The following is an 18,544-nucleotide window of genomic DNA, read 5'->3' on the forward strand; positions in this document are numbered from 1 at the left end:
ATCTACTAATTTAAAAAGTTGATCCGCTTCACGTTCTTCCAAAATTTTCAACTTAACATGTTCATTGACCTCGTACCCAAACATCATCCCGATCCCCCTTCAGTAAAAATTCCTAATTATTCAGTAAATTAAAGTCATAATAGCATAGATATATATATTGTAATAGTATAATTTACATTAAATTTTGAGTTTGAATTTATTTATATTTCCTTTTACTTTAATTTGTAAATAAAAAGCATCCCTTCAAAATGAGGGATACTTTCTTTTAATCCTCTAATATTAGAAATCTTTTTACTTTTTTATTTAATTCAGCTTCGTCTATTAAACTATTTAATATACTCTTTTGCTCTTCGTATTCTTGTTCTTTTTGAGTTTTATAATTATATAAATAGATATTTTCTAATTCGTTTTTATTAATATTATTAAAAATACCTTTTATATATATTAAATCGATATCCGCAAAACTAAAACCATAAAAATATATATTTTCAATTTTTTTGTCGGATAAATCTTCAAACCAATTTTGATTATCTTTATATATTCTAGAAGTATCTTTTATTAACTGATGTTTTAGGTAGTTATTAAAACCAAAGGCTGAATGGCCTATTGAATGAATATTTTCTACTTTTTTATGTCCAAATTCATAACCTACGCCATCTTTAACTACATGAATATATTTAATATTATTCTTATTAATGTTGTAAAGCATTTCCAAAGTAGGGGTATAATTCAAACTTAAAAATATATCTTCATTTTTATTAAATAAATATTTCAAATCTTTTTTAGGAGTTGCTTCAGAAATTTTATCATTTTTTAATTTTTCTATCCACTTTTTAAAAAAAAAGCTAAAACTTGTAGAAAAAGTAATAGCTGGATTTATATACTTATCGCTCTTTTTAACAACGTAATCTAAATCTAGTCTACCTATACTTTCTTCTAAATCTTTCCATAAATTTTCTTGATTTTCTTGATGAGCTATTTCAATTATTTCAAGCAATAATTTCGCATTATCATCATCTGAATCAGCTAAAGATTCTTTAAAGTTTGTATAAGCTGAAGCAATGTGATGGTCTATGTCAAAGCCATTCCCAATTACGTATAAATTCATTTTTGTTCCCCCTTAGTTTATGTTCTAACTAGTAATTACTCTCGTATTATCAAATATTACTGAACTAGCTATAGCATCTGTTAGATTTGTTTTAGTTATTTTTAAGCCTGAACTTGTCATTAGTTTATGTATTTTAGGATAAATCGTTTCTGATCCATCCATAATCGTTTGGACTGGATTATCGGTGTCACCTATCCCTCTCATTTTGTGAGGGACAGCACCAATAAATACATCCGTGTATTGTGTTGAATTTTCTAAAGTAGAAATATCAAAATTTGTTAAATCATCATATTCAACAATTTCATATCTATCTTTTAAACTCGCTTTTTTAAATATGCCGTTAATATCTTTAGCTTTTAAGCCCCCGTTTCTTACCCCTAAAATGAGAACTTTAGCATTGTCATTATAAAGATGACCTTGATTACTATCATTTTTCTCAAATTGATAACGTTCTAAGAAAGTATCAAATTCACTTTGTTGATTGTATAGCCTTGCTTCTTGTTTTAATCTCTCGAACAATTCTTCTAAAAAATCATTTAGTTCTTCGATACTTAATTTACCCAATCCTATTCCCCTCCGTTTTCATTAAAAAGTTGTGGTAATTTTTCTTTAAAGTTTTTGACTTTTTTCAGATAACTATAATATTCGAGTAATTCTTCTTCCATTTTAAAGGCGATGTCTTCTTGAGTTTCTTCATCTAGCATAGACACCTTATATTCTTGCAAAGATTTTTGTGAAATAACATTAATCACAGTTCCTGTCATTAGTTGTTTTAACTGTTCAACACCTATTTCACTTGTTAAAAATGCAAATAAATAGTAAGGACTCACTTTATCGTCTTTAATTCTTAAAATATTAAAATTAGAAGAAATAATTAGATTATCTTTAGCTAAACTTTCGGTAACAATAGCTATTTTTAAATCCGAACTTCTTGTACTTAATACAATATCCTTAGGTTTTAATAGATATCTCTCATATTCATCGAGTATATCTTGACTGATTTGTTGTTTAGGAGTATCAATTTTATAATCTTTTACATCAGATAAATTAAGTAAGTAACCTGATTTATCTTTACTTTCTTCCTCATCTAATCTTTTTTTAGATACATCTTTTCCACGAATCGTTTCTACGATGTTAGTTAACTCGGTAGGACTTACAAGACGATCTTCAATATTAACTAAATAACGAATAGGAGATAAATTATAGTCATTATCTTTGACTTCTTGTTTATTCACTTTTACAGAAATTTCAGTTTCTTCTTCTAGCGCTTTCATAATAGTTGTAATATTTTCATCTTCAAAAGTATTCTGCATTCTGCCCTTTTGAGTATAAATTTCTGAAGCATCAATAAATGTAATCTTATCGCTATTGTCTTTTTGCAAAATTAATAAAGTTGTAGGTATAGCCGTATTAGTAATCAAGTTCGAAGGAAGTTGAATAACTGCTTTTATTAAATTCTTCTCTATCAACTCTTTACGTATATCTTTAGCCATTTCAGTAAATGTAGCAGCGTTTCTTACTACAATAGTTCCTACACCCTTATCCTCTAAATTATTTAAAATACGATTTGTAAATATCCATTCAGAGAATTTACTTCTTGTCTTTAGATAACTGTTAGAAGCGGAATCTTCAATTTGTTTTAAACGTTTATTATCTGCATTTAAAAATAATGCATCTGAATAAATACATTCAAATTTATCATTGCTTCCAAAATTTAAAGTAGAATCAATTTTTTTAATTTCTATATTCGTTTCTGATTGAGATAGAAGCTGTTCGCTAATTTCAGCTACGTTATGATTAATTTCTTCACCCCTTAAGTATTTAAAATGACCTTCCTTATTCGCTCTCCATAGCATATGTCCTGTTCCCGAACCTAAATCTAATAGTGAATTTTGATTACTATAAGTTTTGAAAATCTCTAAAGATAGCGATTCGATAGACTCAGTATAAGTTGATACTGAATGACGATTCATAATTTGCAAGTCATAATAAATACTTTGTAATTCTTGAACTGTCTTATTTTCTAATTGTTTGATTATTTCTTTAGTCGAATTATCCTTAAACTCATTGTCAATTTCTTGTTTGCTAATTTTTTTAATTACTAATTCCTGTAATTCTTCTAATGTCATTGAACCCCTTAATGTGTTTACTTGTTTCAATAAATCCAACATAATTTCCTCCCTCGGTTAACGTTAACCTAAGTATATAGCACTACCCTTTAATTGTCAACGGTTAAATTTAACCTTTTAATTTTTAAACTGAAAAAACTAGCGACTTGATTTTATCGCTAGCTTATAAATCTACTTTATTTTAAATTTTCCATTCGTCACTAAATTCGCGGAGCGCCATAATTACAAATTTATCTTTTTCATCTTTATTTATATTATTTTCATTTATATTTACTGTAAAGCATAATAATATAATTAATTCTCTACATATTCTAATTAAATTAATCCCTAACTCATTTAATTCATCTGATGTAATAGTATATGATAAGTTATCATAATCACTAGTGGCTTGATCTATAAAATTACTATCTAATACCTTTAAATACCTATGTTCCATTATATTTCTTATCGTATAAGTACGTCTTAACTTTTTATCTATACAATCCAAATTCTTTGATTTAGTTTTAGCGAATAAATCTTTATACGTCCAATACATGCCTTTTAAGGCAATATTATTTTTAAACACCTCATATATTTCATTATTAGCACTTTGCCAAATTCTTTTAAAAGAAACTTCACGATCTTTCAATCCTAATTTGAAATATTTATTTAAAAAATATCCAATTCTATCAAACAATGCATAAGCACTTCTATATGCTGCCTTTACTCTTTCTATATTTAAACCATATTTAGGATAGTCAATTGTATTTACTAAATATACATTTTCATCTGAAAAATGATTCTTGTTATTATACATCCCTTCATAAAGTATATATCTGGCAGAACAATACTCTTGTTTAATTTGATTAAAAATTCCATAAAATGATGAATGATCATTAATTGACGTTAATATATTTGGCAAATGAAGAGTGTCTTGATTATTTTTAGTCATATAATCTATATCATTTATTGTGTTCAATGCTAAACTATTTTCTGCCACCCAATCCCAGTAGTCTTCATTAGTAATATTATTTGTAAAGTTATGATCATCTAATCTATCTTTTTTTAATATAGATTCCACATTGTACTCTGTATCATACGGATTAAAATTATCGATTTCATCGAGAATATCAATTTTACTTTGATAAAAAGCTTTTGCATTAGGATGTACTATACTATCCTCATAAGTTAAAGCCGTATCTAACAATTGATAAGCGTATTTATAAAGAGACTCTTTATTATCTGTATAATCAAAACAAGCATAATCAAAAATTTCTGTCCCTAAATTTCCAATTGCCATACCAAACTGAGAAGTTGCTAATTTTCTCATCTCAAATATTGCAGATGAATATTTCCCTATAGAAATAAGTAGATTACAATAATTGGTTTTTACACTATTATATATACCATTTAAATATATGTATTCTATCTCATCAATTTCAGTATCTTTTAAATATTCGTCCATTGAATTAATCGCAGTTCTAGCTAAAAACAAGCTTTTTTCAATTAGTTTTTCCCATTCTACGGTTTCTTTGTTATTAACTTTTATATCAATGTAATTATTTAAACTAGTAAAACTAATGTACAAATAATAAGCATACATCATCTTAGATTCAACATAATCGGTTGATAATTTTTCCAATTTCTCACTAATTTCATATAATGAATTGGGATCCTTTTTATCTAAAGCTTCATCAGCTTTCTTCGCGTAATTCAATAATTGTTCATTTTTATACCACTTCATTCACTTTACCTCTTTTAGTTTTTTGTAAGCTTTTACCTATTGTTCAAAATATATTAAAATAATTATACTCAAAAATGAAGGGAACTAAAATCAATGAAACCATTTTTTATTGATGAAAATTATTTTGAATATGAATACGATCAGCTACTTAAAGAATTAGATATATTCGACTTTTCTAAATTTAATGATTTGATTAATGGTTTGGATAGGTTAGGCTCAAATATAGTTTCTACTATTAATTCTATACATGATACCTGTGAATATTTCTGTAATTCTTTTGTAAATTTAAAATATTCAATAAATTTAATTGAAACTGTTAACGAAGAAGAAAGAAACTATTATTGGGTTTTTTATTTTCATAATATTACTTTACATTTTCTACATACATTAAATGATTTATTATATTCATTAGCTCAAGAATATACTTCACATTATGAAGTAAAAAAAGATATAGGTTTTAAACGAAATTTAGTAGAAAATTTGATAGCTTCAAATAACGACACACATAGACAAATCGGCAATATCCTTAATAAAGATGTTCCTATACGTACTATGAGATATAGAGATGAATACACACATAATATAATGCCTTACAGACCCAATAGTAACCCAACTGTAGAAAATGGCATTACTATGTTTCGAGGCTATTCTACCATGATAACAAGTTTAAATAGTTTAGTGGACGATATTGAATCTGATTTAAAAAAACTAAAAAAAAGAGCTAAGAATATTAAGCAAGTAGTAGGTTTAACTAATGATTAAGCTTCGTATAAATAAATAAAAAAGTATCTATTAATAAGGCTTTGGATTAATCAAAACCGCTATTAAAGCTATAGTAATGTTTGATACTCCTTTGTCTCGTCTAGAAAAATTAGAAACAAAAGAAGATTAGAAAATATGACTAATAGAGTTGCTATCAACAAAATATAAAAGAAGTAAAATTACATTTTTCTATACTTCAAAATTACATGGCTTACTAAGCACGAAAAAAAGCATTAAAATTACAAAACTTTGGGAAGATATGAATAATTATTTCATAATTTCTTTTTAATAATAAAATTTTTATATCTTCTCCCCTCATTTATATTTGTAATAATTTATTTATCAATTTCTTTATTAGTTACATATAATCTATAAAATTATTGAATTATTTGTTTAATAACAAAATATCCTTTTTAATAAAACTCAATTGTTGCTATTGCCTTAAATAATATATATTGATTTTTAAATTAACTTGTAAATGAATAATCAATATTAAATCTTTCTATATAAGAATAAAATAATAAGACCACTAGTCAAAATTGTTAGACTAATGGTCTTATTATTTTATATATTATTTGTAAATATTTTAATTACTTTCTCAATAGCTTTATCCCAAAATGCATAATCATGTTTTCCTGGGCTCTTTATAAAGTCATACTGTACATTTTTTTTATCTAAATAGTTAATAAAATCTAAGTTACCTTTATAAAGTTCATCTTCTGTACCACACATAATTAATAACTCTGGTAAATCAATATTTTTCTCTATAGCTTTATCAACAAGATAATAAGGATCAAAATTACTACCAACTATTTCTTTATTCGTTCCGACTATAGATTCTGGTGAAAAATCATACCATTTGTAATTTTTAAGCATGGAAACGTCGAATGCGGCAGATAAAGGAGCAGCTTTAGAGAACAATTGACTTTGTGTTAGTGCAAATTTAATTGTTCCATATCCTCCCATTGAATGCCCTGCAATAAAATTATCTTCTCTTTTTCTAGACAACGGTAAAATCTGGTGTACATAATTGTAAACTTCTAAAATGTAATCATAATAACTGTGTCCGAAAGCCATATTCGTATAAAAACTGTGATCTGCATTAGGCATTATAATCGCTAATTGATATTCATTAGCATATCGTTCTATACTTGTATATCTTATATACGAGTGAGTGTCGCTAGATAGTCCATGAAATAACAACATTGTTTTAAGTTTTTTTGTCTCGTTCGATGGATCAAAGTAACTGTCATCTTCAGGTAAAATAATATTTAAAGATTGATGCATTCCAAGTGTTTTTGATAAGTAATTCATCTGGATTAAAGCCATATTATCTACTCCTTAAATACTTTATTAATTATTCGTTTGTGTAGCTGGATCTAATTTTTTCTCTACTAGACGTAAAACAATATCTATAAGAACTACTATCACAACAATTGGTAATGCACCAGCCAAGATAAATAGTGTACCATCAGTAGCATTCGTACCACGAATAACGACATCACCAAGTGAAGGCGCTCCAATGAACGAACCAACAGCAACAACACCTATTGCAACTACGAGTGCAATACGTATGCCACCAATAATTACTGATAAAGAAAGTGGTAACTCAATCATACGTAAGACTTGATTACGTGTCATTCCCATTCCTTTTCCAGCATCTTTAATATTAATATCTACTTCTTTAATACCGGTATAAGTATTTTTTATAATTGGAAGTAAAGCATACAAGAATACTGTAAAAATAACCGTATTGATGCCTAATCCTATTACTAACATAAGCATCGCTAACATCGCAATGACAGGAACAGTCTGTATGATATTCGCTAAAGTAATGATAACGCCTGATAATTTTCCAAATCGTGCAATAATGATGCCTAAAGGAATACCTATAATTGACGCAAATAATACACCATACACTGACATTAGGAAATGATTAATAAACAATTCAAAAAGGTAGCCTGAATTTGTTTGATAGTAAGAAATAAGTTGTTCAAATAAATTACCATTCATTAATTTCGACCGCCTTTCTGTTTTGCATCATTTTCAAAATAATCATGTTTTTTCAAGAAATCTTCTGCTACTGTTGCTGGCTCTTTACCTTTTCCATCTGCTTGATAATTTAATTCTTGCATCTGTTCAGTTGAAATCTTACCTTCTAATTTTTCAATAATTGGTTTTAATTGTGGTTTTTCTTTTAATAGTTTATCTGTTGCTAAAGGACTAGCATCATAAGGTGGAAAGAACTGCTTGTCATCTTTCAGTACTTTTAAATCATAAGCCGCGATACGACCATCAGTTGAGTAGCCTACAGCGACATCTAAGTTACCTGAATGTAATGCGTCGTATACTAAACCAATTTGCATTGGTCTAACAGTACCAAAATGGATACCGTATTCTTGTTTAAATCCAGGATATCCATCACCCTTACGATTTTGCCATGAACTATCCATTCCTACTCTCAAATCTTTAGCATGTTTCTTTAAATCAGAAACTGTTTCTAAATTATATTTTTGTGCTGTTTCTTTTGTTACCATTAGTGCATATGTATTTTCAAAACCATATGAATTAAAGAAAGTCTGATTAAACTTTTCTTCAAATCCTTTTTGTGTCACTTTCATTGCTCTATCAGGATCTTTAATTGGATCTTCGCCTAATGCACCAGTTAAATCCGTACCTGTATATCGCGTACCTGACATATTAGCTTGGCCACTCGTAATAGCATTGTGTTGAATTACACTAGACCCTAAGTTATTGATTAAAGTTGGTTTAATCTTTCCATCTGTATCATGTTCAATGAGTAGTCTTAACATATGTGAAATAATTTGAGATTCACTTGTTCCTAGAGATGTAATTCTAACCTCATCATCTGAACTACTATTTTTTAAACCTGGCAAGCTACATCCAGATAACACAGTTAGACATAGCACTAAAACAACAATATACTTTTTACAATATTTCATAATGTCCTCCTTTATTGTTTATCTGGAAATTTTAAGTCCTTTTGGTATAATCCATTTTTCAATTTGAGCTAAAATTAAATCAACGATTAATGCTAACAACGTTACCAAAATCGTACCTACGATAATCATTTCTGGTTCATATAATGCTAAACCATTAAAGATTAAGTCACCTAAACCACCAGCGCCAACATAACTCGCAAGTGCTGCCCAACTAATCACATAGACTGACGACAAACGAATCCCACTTAGAACCATTGGTAATGCTAAAGGTAATTCAATATCTTTCATTAATTGAAAATTAGTCATTCCCATACTGCGGCCAGCTTCTACAATATTACGATCTATATTTTGAACACCCACAATTGTATTATTTAATATAGGTAGTAAAACATATATAAATAACGCAATAATTGCCGTTACTTTACCTACACCAAATAAGGGAATCATTAAAGCTAAAATCGCTAGTGTAGGAATCGTTTGTAAAATACCAGCTATAGTTAACGACACCTTTGATAGCTTTTCTTTCTTTGACAACAAAATACCTAAAGGAATGGCAACAATCATAGCAAGTATGAGAGCCATGATAGAAATGTAAAGATGCTCTAACGTTTTATTCAGTAACATACCACTATTTTCTACTAAATAATTCATACGTTATCAGCCCCAATTTCTTTAGGATCCACAATACCTTGATTTTCAGTAGTCGTTCCACCCCAAAGTGTATCATATACGATATCAACTAGGTTAGAACGTGTTACAAGTCCAATTAAAGTATGTCCGTCCGTATCAACAACAGGAACATTTCTTACATTACGCTTAAGAATGGTACGTACTGTATCTTGTAATTTACTATCTACCTTAACGCGATAAATATCACGTTGCATCGTATCAATTAATTCTTTTTTACTACGTAATCCTTGGTTGATATCTTCAATATCTAAATAACCAAGTAAATGATGTTGATTGTCAACGACAAAAATGGTATCTATACGATATTTTCTCATAATATTAACTGCATCATTTAATGATTCGTCAACATGTACAGTTATCGGCTTAATCATTGCGTCTTCTACAGTTCTAATATTTGGTCTATCTTGAATCAAGCGATTTTGTCCAATGAAGTCTTTAACAAAATCATTAGCGGGATAACGTAAAATATTATCTGGTGTATCATATTGCACTACTTTACCGTTCGTCATAATACAAATTTTATCTGCTAATTTAATGGCTTCGTCCATGTCATGCGTTACAAAAATAAATGTTTTTCCTAATTGTTGTTGTAATTTTTTTACTAAATCTTGTAATGTATCTCTTGTGATAGGATCCAAAGCACCAAACGGCTCATCCATTAAAATAATATCTTGTTCAGCTGCTAGTGCACGAATCACGCCAATACGTTGTTGTTGCCCACCAGATAACTGTGAAGGATATCGTTCTAAATACTCTTCAGGTAAATCAACAAGTTTAATTAGTTCTTTTGCTTTTTTATCTTTTTTTTCTTGCGACCATTTTAATAATTTAGGTACGAGTACAATATTCTCTTTAATTGTCATATGAGGCATTAAACCAATTTGTTGAATTACATAACCAATGCTTCTTCTCAATTCTACTGCATTGATATCTTTAATATTTTTGCCATTAATTGTAATTTCGCCCTCTGATGATTCAATCATTCGATTGATCATTCTTAATGCAGTTGTTTTTCCACTACCACTCGTTCCAATAAAAGCGATAAAGTCTCCTGATTCAATATCAATATTCATATTATCTACCGCTTTCTTACCACCTGCATAGACTTTTGATAAGTTTCTAATGCTTAACATATGTCCAATTCCTCTCTATCTATCATTTATTAAAAAAGAGAACTTAAAGTGAATGTTATACAAAGTTTACTAAGTAAAAACAAGGCACATTAAGTCCTCAATATTTCAAGCATTCGATTATCAATACAAACTTTATTTGTTTCTACTAATTCCGATTTGATGGCCTAATTGTTTAGGCACATTTACATCAGAAGTTTGGTTAAAATACGCTACTATAGATTCTGTAATACTTTTAGGAAATGGAGCCGGTCGGTTTGTGACTGTATCTATTCCCATTAGCATAACTTCATATACTGCGCTACATACCATGTCATCATTTAACATTTCCATAAAGATATGAAGTCTCTTACTATCATAATCATATAAACTCACTCTTACTTCAATAGGTTCATATTTCTTCATTTCTTTCAAAAATGTTATATGATTTTCTAATGTAAAAATGGTATAGTGTAACGATTGAATTCCTTCTTGATCAAGTCCAATGTATGCTAACCAAGCATCAGTTGCATCACTAAACACACGATTATATTCAGCATCATTCATGTGTCCATTGTAATCAACCCAAGATGATTTTACATCAGTATGATAAACAAACTGAGCTGTCATAGCTTTACACCTTCTGATGTTGCTTAGATTTTTTCATTGATGCTGTATCTTTAGGCCAGTATTCTTCTGCGAGTTGTTTTACTTTAATAAGGAATTCATTACGTTTTCGATCAAGTTCTGACATTGTATATCCTTGTGAAGTCGCTTCACTACCGCGTACCACTTTTTCATAAAGATCCTCTGTCAATTCGGGTGCAACTAACTTAGTCCATGGTTTTTTCAATGCAGGACCAAATTGTTTAAGCATATGTCTCATGCCACCTTCTCCACCTGCAAGATGGAATGTCATAAATGGTCCATATTGAGCATAACGTAAACCAGCTGCATGCGTAAATGCTTTATCTACTTCTTCTGTTGTTGCAATACCATCATTAACAATATGTAATGATTCTCTCCATAATGCTTCCATTAGACGATCTGCAATATGTCCTTCAATTTCATTTCGCACATGAAGCACATCCATACCAATACTCTCATAAACTTCTTCAGCCTTAATAACTGTCTCTTCTGAGGTGTTTTGACCTGGTACAATTTCAACAAGAGGTAAAATATATACTGGGTGAAAAGGATGTGCTACTACTAAACGTTCAGGGTGTTTTAAATTCTTTTGTAACTCAGTTGGCATAATACCAGAGGTACTTGAACCGATAATGGCAGACGGTTTCGCATAAAAATCGATTTCTTTTAAAACAGCATCTTTAATCGATTCTACTTCAGGAACGTTTTCTTGAATAAGATCTGCATCCTTAACTGCCGATTTTAAATCAGTAGTAAAGCTTAAATTATCCAACGATGCTCCCTCAGATAATCCCATTTCTTTAGCATAAGGCCAGTTTTGTTTAACTTGTGTTAGCATTCTTTCATAGGCACCATCACTAGGATCTGTAGCAATAACTTCGTGGCCGTGGGCGAGTATTCTTGTTATCCATCCGCTACCAATCACGCCTGTTCCAACTACTGCAAACTTCATTATTTATCTCCTTTATTATTTTTAAGATTAAATTTTTCTCTTGCTTCTGCAGGTGTTAATGGTATTAAATCATATTCTTTCATTATTTTTTTAGCTTCTTCAACTAATGCTTCATTTGTTGCTTTAACACCTTTTGAAATATACAGGTTATCTTCAAGACCAACACGAATATTTCCACCACGTTTAGCAACTTCTCTAACTGTTGGTAATTGCATTCTACCAATACCAAATGCAGACCATTGCGCACCTTCAGGGATTCTTGAAATAAGATAGTCTAACGTCTGAGCATCATTTTCAGCACCCCAAGGTATACCTAAACAAAACTGGAACATAGGTTGTTCGACTAAACCTTCATCAACAAGTTGCTTTGCAAAACTGACATGACCTGTATCAAAACATTCAAGCTCAGGTTGTACACCTGCATCTTTAATCATTTGTGCTTGTTCTCTCAGCCATGAAGCGGGACTAATATATATCGAATCTCCCATATTAACGCTGCCACAATCAAGCGTACACATTTCTGGTAATGTGTCTCCTACTGGTCTATGACGCTCTTTTGGTGTTTGAATCCAGGTTCCTTCACCGCCTGTTTCTGGGTGTTGTTGACTTGGGATAAAGTCGCCACCGCCACCAGCTGTTACATTAATAATAATATCTTCGTCTGCCTCTCTAATGAGTCTTACGGTTTCACTATATAGTTCTGGATCATGACTCACCCCACCTGTTTTAGGGTCTCTAACATGAATATGTGCTACTGTTGCTCCAGCTTTTGCACACTTAATTGCTGAATCAGCAAGTTCTTGAGGTGTTACTGGAACATTTTCATTTTTGTCAATTGTATCTCCAGCGCCTGTAATTGCTGCAGTTAATACCACTTTTTTCAAGGTAAGCACTCCTTTATATTTTAAATACGTTATAAACTATACCAACTGGTCGGTAAAGTTTCAACCATGACATAAAAAATAAGCTGAAAAGTTTCATTCTCACCTAACAGCTTAAAACCTGAAAATTTATTTTTTTTCTTTATTAATACCTACTTCTACTTTTTCTTTTAACCGATTTATTACTTTTTCACGCATTGCTTCGTCAACTGCACTTATTCCAAAAACTTCTGATAACCATAAACCATCAACGGCTAACCTAATGATTGTTGCATCTACTTCATCTAGACCGTCATTAACAATTTGAGATTGCCAATCTTCATATAAAGATTTTAATGGTAAGAGTAGCGCTTTATTTGAACCTTGTGCAGCAAGCATTGCAGAAGTAATAGGCGCATTTTCAACACGATGTTCTTTCGTTGCTTCAATAAACGCATTTAACCATTGTCCTTGTTTACAATGTGTATTATCAATATGGCTATTTACATTTTCTCGATATAATTCATTAGCATAATTGACAAGCTCTTTTATTAAACCTTCTCTATTTTTAACATGATAAAGCAAACCACCCTTGCTTATACCTGCTTCTTTTGCTACTGCATCTAATGTTAAATAGTCAGTACCTTGTCTATTTACTATATTAGCTGCAGATTCTAAAATATACTGTTTCTTAGATTTCCTTGCCACCAATTCACCTTCTTTCAATTAAAATCAATATTGTTTACATATTACTCTTAAATAGATAGAAATTATTATATTATATAAATTATTTTAAAAAAAGTTTTACGTTCTAATCTCTTTAACTATATTCAAAATGATTACACTTAAAAAATGTATAAAGTTAAGAGTAAGATAAAGAATTCAAAATGCTTTCTTCTTTCTATCTCAACTATGTATATAACCTAATTTATATTGAATGTAAACCTCCTTTATGAAAGTTTTAGTTCCAGAACTTAAATCAAATTGAACTTAAATTTTTAACCTTTTGTATTGATTGTATAAGAGTAGAAGCGAAAACTTAATATAAGTGTATTTTTCCATTTTAATTATTGATTACCTTTGTATTAAAATATAAGAAACGCTCATTTAAAACGCTTTCTGTCAAGTAGATAATTAAATAATTAAAAGCTATTATTAATTTTAAATAATTTCTCATCTTTAAATTTGACTTTCATATTCTTTTCTCAACAAGCTATACACATAACTATCTGAGAATTCCCCTTGTAAACATTCATCACTTCTCAATATACCCTCTTGTGTGAATCCAAGTCTTATTGGTATAGCTCGGCTTTTCTTATTTTGGGTATTCGGATTTTATGGTGGAAAAGGGCTTATAAATCACCCTTCTCCAAATTCTTAATAAGTGTGGAAAATCGACACCAAAGTTGTCTGTAATGTCGTGGTCATTCACTTCATACCAATTGAAAGTATCGTATAACATAGCTTTATTGAAAGCACTTGAATTAAATCGTGGCTTACGCTTTTTATGGAGCTTCTCATTGAAAAGGATTTTGGCTCGTAAGGCATCAAACGAGTAACCTCTACCCATTCGCTCTACCTGCCTAATAATGCTGTTAATTGACTCCGTATAAGCATTAGTGAGCCTTTTATCAAAGTAGTTGAATATTTCGACATGCCAGTTGTCTACGGCTCTCACGAGGTCTTTATATGCGTCTTTAGAGTTGCTGGACATACAACGGTGTCTCCATTGACTATAACGAAGATGACCTTCATCTGGATCAGGAGTATCCCATATCCAGTAAAACTCTTCTTTGAGTTCATAGGCTTCTTTTAAAGCAGGAAGATTACCTAACCAAGTATCTAAGAGGAATGATTCACGTTCATTTAGATCGTGTTTACGCTTTAGAAGGATAAACCTTTCACGCATAAGGGTACGTCTTTCTTTTTGGCTCATATGGGCTTTCAAAGACTTTCTGACGTTATCTAAGGCTTGATTAGCCATTCTAACTACATGAAACTTATCTACGACAACTTTAGCGTGTGGAAGGATAGTGTTCACTGCGTCTTTGTAAGGCTTCCACATATCCATTGTGACGTACTCAATGTAAGTCCTGTCACTGATTTCTGAAAGACGTTGGATGAATGTTTCCTTGTTACGGTTAGGCTTGATGTCATAAATAGTCCTGCGTTCAATATTAGTCAATACAAGCCGAGGTCTACGGATAATATGTATCTCGTCTATCCCAAGCCACTTAGGAGTTTCAAACTGGTATTCACGTTCTTTGAGTGCCACATAGTCCTTAAAAACGTTCCTAATGGTTTTCTCGTCAACACCAACGCTTTCTGCGACTTCTACAAAGGTCTTAGACATGGATTGCTCTTGAATGGACTTTAAAAGCCTTTTGGTCATACTACGCTTTTCATCTACAGATATTAGGCGTTCCCAGAAGGTAGATCCGCATTCACGACACTTGTATCGTCTACGGTTCAATTGTAAGCCCACTCGCTTTAAACGAATGGGCAAATCCATAATTAGTTGATTTCTTGAACTGTGTTTGTACAACTTGTCAAAACCACATTCAGGACAACGTTCAGGTGGTCCGACTGCTTCAACTTTAAACATCATATCGGTTTCATTTTCTTGTGGCGGTTCTATTGTTTTAATGTCTGGGGGGGATAATAAGTCTGACATATTATTCATCCTTTATTACTCTGCGGTGTTAAGGTATCAATTATAGATTTGATGTCGAAATCATCAGTGTTAAATTATTTTTGTGACCACAAATGCACTTAGAAAATCCCTTAAAGCATTAGCTGGTTCACTTGAATAGGGAGTTGTAAAAAAGTTCCCTTAGCCTGCACAACAAGATAATTTCGAAATATCTTTATCGAACGTAAGTGCAGCTAATTTTAGCCCTTCAGCCATTGTTAAATATGGTGCTAGGGTTTCTGTTAAATCTTCTATCGTTAAGCCAAATTTAACAGCTAATGATGCAGCATAGATGACATCTCCTGCATTCTCAGATACAATATGAACCCCTAATACTTTTAGTGTTTCTGCATCTGCTACTAGTTTAAATACACCGGTTGTTTCACGGTTTACAATTGCTCTTGGAACAGCATCTAAAGGTAATACAGATGTCTTCACATCATACCCTTTCTCTTTTGCTTGTTCTTCTGTTAAACCAACCGTTGCAACCGTCGGATTCGTAAACGTAACAGCAGGAACTACCGATAAATCTATTTTTTTGTTTAATCCACCAATAGCATTATCAGTAATAATTCCACCTTCATAGGCTGCTACATATACAAATTGTGGTCCTAAAGTCACATCTCCTGCTGCATAAATCTTTTCATTACTTGTTTGACCAAAATCATTGATCAGGATTTCATTATTTTTTCCAGTTTCAACACCTGCTGCACTTAAATTTAAAGAATCCGTATTTGGTTTTCTTCCAGTGGCAACAAGTAACTGATCTGATTCAATGACTTCTCTACTGCCATTTACTGTTACGTAAACCCTTTTTATCTCTCCACTTTGTTCAACACACTCAAAAGTTGCCCCTTTGACAAGGTTTATACCCTGTTCAATTAACGCTTTTTCAACTGACTCTGAAATCTCAGGATCATACTCCTTTAAAAGTCGCTCACTTCTTTGCATAAGCGTTATTTCTGAACCTAAATGATGAAATAGTTGTCCAAGCTCCATTCCAATGTATCCTGAACCAATTACAGTTAATCGTTTTGGTATTTTCTTTAACTCAAGAAGTGTTGTACTAGTTAAATAGTCCATTTTTTCAAGTCCCGAAATTTGGGGCAACGAAGGCGATGCACCTGTTGCAATTAAAAAGCGTTTTGCAGATAACTTTGCCCCATTGACCTCAACCGTACTAGCATCAACGAATTTTGCTTCACCTTTAATTAAATCAAAATTGTATTCATCAATTAAATCCATATATTTTTGATTCCGAAGTTCGCTCACCAATTTATCCTTTTGCGTGATTAAACTAGCTAAATCCACTTCTCCAGCGAATGTTTGTAAACCTATAAACGGATTGTCTTTTGATAAATGATTGATTTCCCCTGCCCTAAGAAGAGTTTTTGACGGAACACAGCCAATATTCACACAGGTTCCCCCAACCGTTCCACGCTCAATCATTCCAACTTTTGCACCGTATTCTATAGCTTTAATTGCCGAAGAAAAGGCAGCAGCACCAGAACCAATAATAAGAAGGTCATAATTGTCTTCATTAATTAACGCCACGTTTTCTAGTGATGATACTTCTTCAATTTCTCCGGCTTGGTAATTTGCTTCATCAATCGCCTTTATTGCACTTTCAACCTCAATATCATCGGGCAGTTCAAATACTGCTTCACCACGACGATAACTAGACTCAATATTTTTAGCACCTATCTTTTCAAGTGCTGATTCTACGTGTTTTTCACAACCCGTACAAGTCATTCCTGAAATGTTTACCTTAAATTTATTCATAAAAAAGCTCCTTTCGTTAATTAATCTCTCATGTTAATGTTTCTATTATTGGACACGAATGTAATTGCTTTTCATCTGGACATCGTTGTTTTAAGTCGTCTAACATAGTTTCAATTCGTTTTAAATCCTCTATTTGTTTTTGCACTTCCTTTTGTTTTTTAGAAACAAATTCGAACATATCTTGACAACGAACTTCATCTTTATCTACAACACCAAGTAATTTATAAATCTCGCTTAAAGAAAAACCAAGTTCCTGTATTCGTTTAATAAACCCAACACGCTTAACGTCATCATACGAATATATCCGATAACCAGCTTCCGTTCGGTGAGGTTCTTGTAATAAATTTTTTCGCTCGTAATATCTGATCGTTTCTTTATTAACTCCACATTTATCTGCAAACTCACTAATGCGATAAATCATCTTATTTCACCCCATGAATATTATAAACCGTGTACCATAGTACACGGTCAAGTAAATTGGACTATTTTATTTTTTTCCCAAAGTATCACTCGTATGTGATTGATACTTTTATATAATACTATTGATTATCCTAACATCCCGCCAGAAAATCCGATTTAAACACCAGTTGTTTTTAAACTATTAAGAAAGTAATTCCACTATATATTCCGAAGACCCCTTATTTTTAATAGACATTTGTATTTCGATTCGATTAATATCATATTCTTCATATACATATTGAATAAGTGCTTTAGTGCATCTAGTCATGATGCCTTTCTTCTGGAAATCTTCAGCTAAATAATAACCAATTGAGGTACGTTTATTAACTAAGTCTAAATAATGTAATCCAATAACACCAATCAGTTTTTTATCACTCCATATTCCACAATGAAACCCATTACCATCGATAAATTGTTGTAAAGCTGAGTGGATAAAGTGTTGACTATCTTCTACCCTCTTTGTATGTTCAACAAAAGGTAAAAATTCCGCTAGATATTTGCGGTTACTATCTACTAATTTAAATAACTGCCCTGCTTCTCGTTCTTCTAATATCTTTAATTTAATATCTTTATCTATTTGATAACCAAAGATCATAACTATCCCACCCGCTTATATAATTATTAATGAACCTTAAAGAAAAAAACCGCTACTAAAGAGGATATGGAA

16 protein-coding genes and 4 pseudogenes are annotated in these 18,544 nt (G+C 31.1%); 1 reads left to right on the forward strand and 19 read right to left on the reverse strand.

From position 1 onward, the window contains the following. From HMPREF2561_RS10785 to HMPREF2561_RS09670, 5 genes and pseudogenes are all read right to left on the reverse strand, one after another. Positions 1-84, reverse strand: a pseudogene (locus HMPREF2561_RS10785) (RimJ/RimL family protein N-acetyltransferase); the annotation flags it as partial. 181 nt (positions 85-265) lie between these two features. Beyond that, positions 266-1,108, reverse strand: coding sequence for an AbiH family protein (locus HMPREF2561_RS09655; protein ID WP_017175654.1), 843 nt, complete (start codon positions 1,106-1,108; stop codon positions 266-268). Positions 1,109-1,132: 24 nt separating this feature from the next. Next, on the reverse strand, positions 1,133-1,672 hold the full coding sequence (locus tag HMPREF2561_RS09660) for a hypothetical protein (RefSeq protein WP_017175653.1): 540 nt from the start codon (positions 1,670-1,672) through the stop codon (positions 1,133-1,135). 2 nt (positions 1,673-1,674) lie between these two features. Continuing rightward, the gene (locus HMPREF2561_RS09665; RefSeq protein WP_017175652.1) at positions 1,675-3,279 is read right to left on the reverse strand and encodes an N-6 DNA methylase; all 1,605 of its coding nucleotides are present in this window, start codon (positions 3,277-3,279) and stop codon (positions 1,675-1,677) included. A gap of 139 nt (positions 3,280-3,418) precedes the next feature. Then, positions 3,419-4,960: an LA2681 family HEPN domain-containing protein gene (locus HMPREF2561_RS09670; protein WP_017175651.1), complete on the reverse strand. Its 1,542-nt coding sequence runs from the start codon at positions 4,958-4,960 to the stop codon at positions 3,419-3,421. A gap of 93 nt (positions 4,961-5,053) precedes the next feature. Between HMPREF2561_RS09670 and HMPREF2561_RS09675 the strand changes: the two genes are divergently transcribed. Continuing rightward, the gene (locus tag HMPREF2561_RS09675; protein ID WP_017175650.1) at positions 5,054-5,722 is read left to right on the forward strand and encodes a Cthe_2314 family HEPN domain-containing protein; all 669 of its coding nucleotides are present in this window, start codon (positions 5,054-5,056) and stop codon (positions 5,720-5,722) included. A 564-nt stretch (positions 5,723-6,286) separates the two neighbouring features. Here HMPREF2561_RS09675 and HMPREF2561_RS09680 read toward each other — a convergent pair. From HMPREF2561_RS09680 to HMPREF2561_RS09740, 14 genes and pseudogenes are all read right to left on the reverse strand, one after another. Then, positions 6,287-7,051: an alpha/beta hydrolase gene (locus HMPREF2561_RS09680; RefSeq protein WP_017175649.1), complete on the reverse strand. Its 765-nt coding sequence runs from the start codon at positions 7,049-7,051 to the stop codon at positions 6,287-6,289. 24 nt (positions 7,052-7,075) lie between these two features. After that, on the reverse strand, positions 7,076-7,735 hold the full coding sequence (locus HMPREF2561_RS09685) for an ABC transporter permease (RefSeq protein ID WP_017175648.1): 660 nt from the start codon (positions 7,733-7,735) through the stop codon (positions 7,076-7,078). Beyond that, a complete protein-coding gene (locus tag HMPREF2561_RS09690; RefSeq protein WP_017175647.1) occupies positions 7,735-8,685 on the reverse strand; it encodes an osmoprotectant ABC transporter substrate-binding protein in 951 nt (316 codons plus the stop codon). Before HMPREF2561_RS09690 ends, HMPREF2561_RS09685 begins: the two co-directional genes overlap by 1 nt. Positions 8,686-8,703: 18 nt before the next feature. Then, the gene (locus HMPREF2561_RS09695; protein WP_017175646.1) at positions 8,704-9,336 is read right to left on the reverse strand and encodes an ABC transporter permease; all 633 of its coding nucleotides are present in this window, start codon (positions 9,334-9,336) and stop codon (positions 8,704-8,706) included. Beyond that, positions 9,333-10,508, reverse strand: coding sequence for a betaine/proline/choline family ABC transporter ATP-binding protein (locus HMPREF2561_RS09700; protein ID WP_017175645.1), 1,176 nt, complete (start codon positions 10,506-10,508; stop codon positions 9,333-9,335). The genes HMPREF2561_RS09695 and HMPREF2561_RS09700 overlap by 4 nt, the downstream gene beginning before the upstream one ends. Positions 10,509-10,640: 132 nt before the next feature. Next, positions 10,641-11,114 (reverse strand): thioesterase family protein, encoded by a 474-nt coding sequence (locus HMPREF2561_RS09705; RefSeq protein WP_017175644.1) that lies wholly within the window; start codon positions 11,112-11,114, stop codon positions 10,641-10,643. A gap of 4 nt (positions 11,115-11,118) precedes the next feature. Next, the gene (locus HMPREF2561_RS09710; RefSeq protein WP_017175643.1) at positions 11,119-12,084 is read right to left on the reverse strand and encodes a 3-hydroxyacyl-CoA dehydrogenase NAD-binding domain-containing protein; all 966 of its coding nucleotides are present in this window, start codon (positions 12,082-12,084) and stop codon (positions 11,119-11,121) included. Then, positions 12,084-12,968: a beta-keto acid cleavage family enzyme gene (locus HMPREF2561_RS09715; RefSeq protein WP_017175642.1), complete on the reverse strand. Its 885-nt coding sequence runs from the start codon at positions 12,966-12,968 to the stop codon at positions 12,084-12,086. Before HMPREF2561_RS09715 ends, HMPREF2561_RS09710 begins: the two co-directional genes overlap by 1 nt. A gap of 126 nt (positions 12,969-13,094) precedes the next feature. Continuing rightward, entirely contained in the window at positions 13,095-13,652 is a 558-nt protein-coding gene (locus HMPREF2561_RS09720; protein WP_017175641.1) for a TetR/AcrR family transcriptional regulator, read from the reverse strand. Positions 13,653-14,123: 471 nt separating this feature from the next. Then, positions 14,124-14,273 (reverse strand): annotated as a pseudogene (locus HMPREF2561_RS10790) (GNAT family N-acetyltransferase); the annotation flags it as partial. 23 nt (positions 14,274-14,296) lie between these two features. Then, positions 14,297-15,618: pseudogene (locus HMPREF2561_RS09725) on the reverse strand (ISL3 family transposase). A gap of 159 nt (positions 15,619-15,777) precedes the next feature. Continuing rightward, positions 15,778-17,418, reverse strand: a complete 1,641-nt coding sequence (gene merA, locus HMPREF2561_RS09730) for a mercury(II) reductase (RefSeq protein ID WP_049419736.1) — start codon at positions 17,416-17,418, stop codon at positions 15,778-15,780. A 28-nt stretch (positions 17,419-17,446) separates the two neighbouring features. Continuing rightward, positions 17,447-17,839, reverse strand: a complete 393-nt coding sequence (gene merR / locus HMPREF2561_RS09735) for an Hg(II)-responsive transcriptional regulator (RefSeq protein WP_001863748.1) — start codon at positions 17,837-17,839, stop codon at positions 17,447-17,449. A 189-nt stretch (positions 17,840-18,028) separates the two neighbouring features. Further along, a pseudogene (locus tag HMPREF2561_RS09740) lies at positions 18,029-18,469 on the reverse strand (GNAT family N-acetyltransferase); the annotation flags it as partial. Positions 18,470-18,544: the final 75 nt, after the last annotated feature.

The organism is Staphylococcus sp. HMSC069E10 (assembly GCF_001809205.1).
In the GTDB taxonomy this organism is placed as follows: Bacteria; Bacillota; Bacilli; order Staphylococcales; family Staphylococcaceae; genus Staphylococcus; species Staphylococcus hominis.

Bases quoted from the DNA above. Each gene is read 5' to 3' on its own strand.
- HMPREF2561_RS09655 (WP_017175654.1), bottom strand. From the start codon at position 1,108: ATGAATTTATACGTAATTGGGAATGGCTTTGACATAGACCATCACATT.
- HMPREF2561_RS09665 (WP_017175652.1), bottom strand. From the start codon at position 3,279: ATGTTGGATTTATTGAAACAAGTAAACACATTAAGGGGTTCAATGACA.
- HMPREF2561_RS09670 (WP_017175651.1), bottom strand. From the start codon at position 4,960: ATGAAGTGGTATAAAAATGAACAATTATTGAATTACGCGAAGAAAGCT.
- HMPREF2561_RS09675 (WP_017175650.1), top strand. From the start codon at position 5,054: ATGAAACCATTTTTTATTGATGAAAATTATTTTGAATATGAATACGAT.
- HMPREF2561_RS09680 (WP_017175649.1), bottom strand. From the start codon at position 7,051: ATGGCTTTAATCCAGATGAATTACTTATCAAAAACACTTGGAATGCAT.
- HMPREF2561_RS09685 (WP_017175648.1), bottom strand. From the start codon at position 7,735: ATGAATGGTAATTTATTTGAACAACTTATTTCTTACTATCAAACAAAT.
- HMPREF2561_RS09690 (WP_017175647.1), bottom strand. From the start codon at position 8,685: ATGAAATATTGTAAAAAGTATATTGTTGTTTTAGTGCTATGTCTAACT.
- HMPREF2561_RS09695 (WP_017175646.1), bottom strand. From the start codon at position 9,336: ATGAATTATTTAGTAGAAAATAGTGGTATGTTACTGAATAAAACGTTA.
- HMPREF2561_RS09700 (WP_017175645.1), bottom strand. From the start codon at position 10,508: ATGTTAAGCATTAGAAACTTATCAAAAGTCTATGCAGGTGGTAAGAAA.
- HMPREF2561_RS09705 (WP_017175644.1), bottom strand. From the start codon at position 11,114: ATGACAGCTCAGTTTGTTTATCATACTGATGTAAAATCATCTTGGGTT.
- HMPREF2561_RS09710 (WP_017175643.1), bottom strand. From the start codon at position 12,084: ATGAAGTTTGCAGTAGTTGGAACAGGCGTGATTGGTAGCGGATGGATA.
- merA (WP_049419736.1), bottom strand. From the start codon at position 17,418: ATGAATAAATTTAAGGTAAACATTTCAGGAATGACTTGTACGGGTTGT.
- merR (WP_001863748.1), bottom strand. From the start codon at position 17,839: ATGATTTATCGCATTAGTGAGTTTGCAGATAAATGTGGAGTTAATAAA.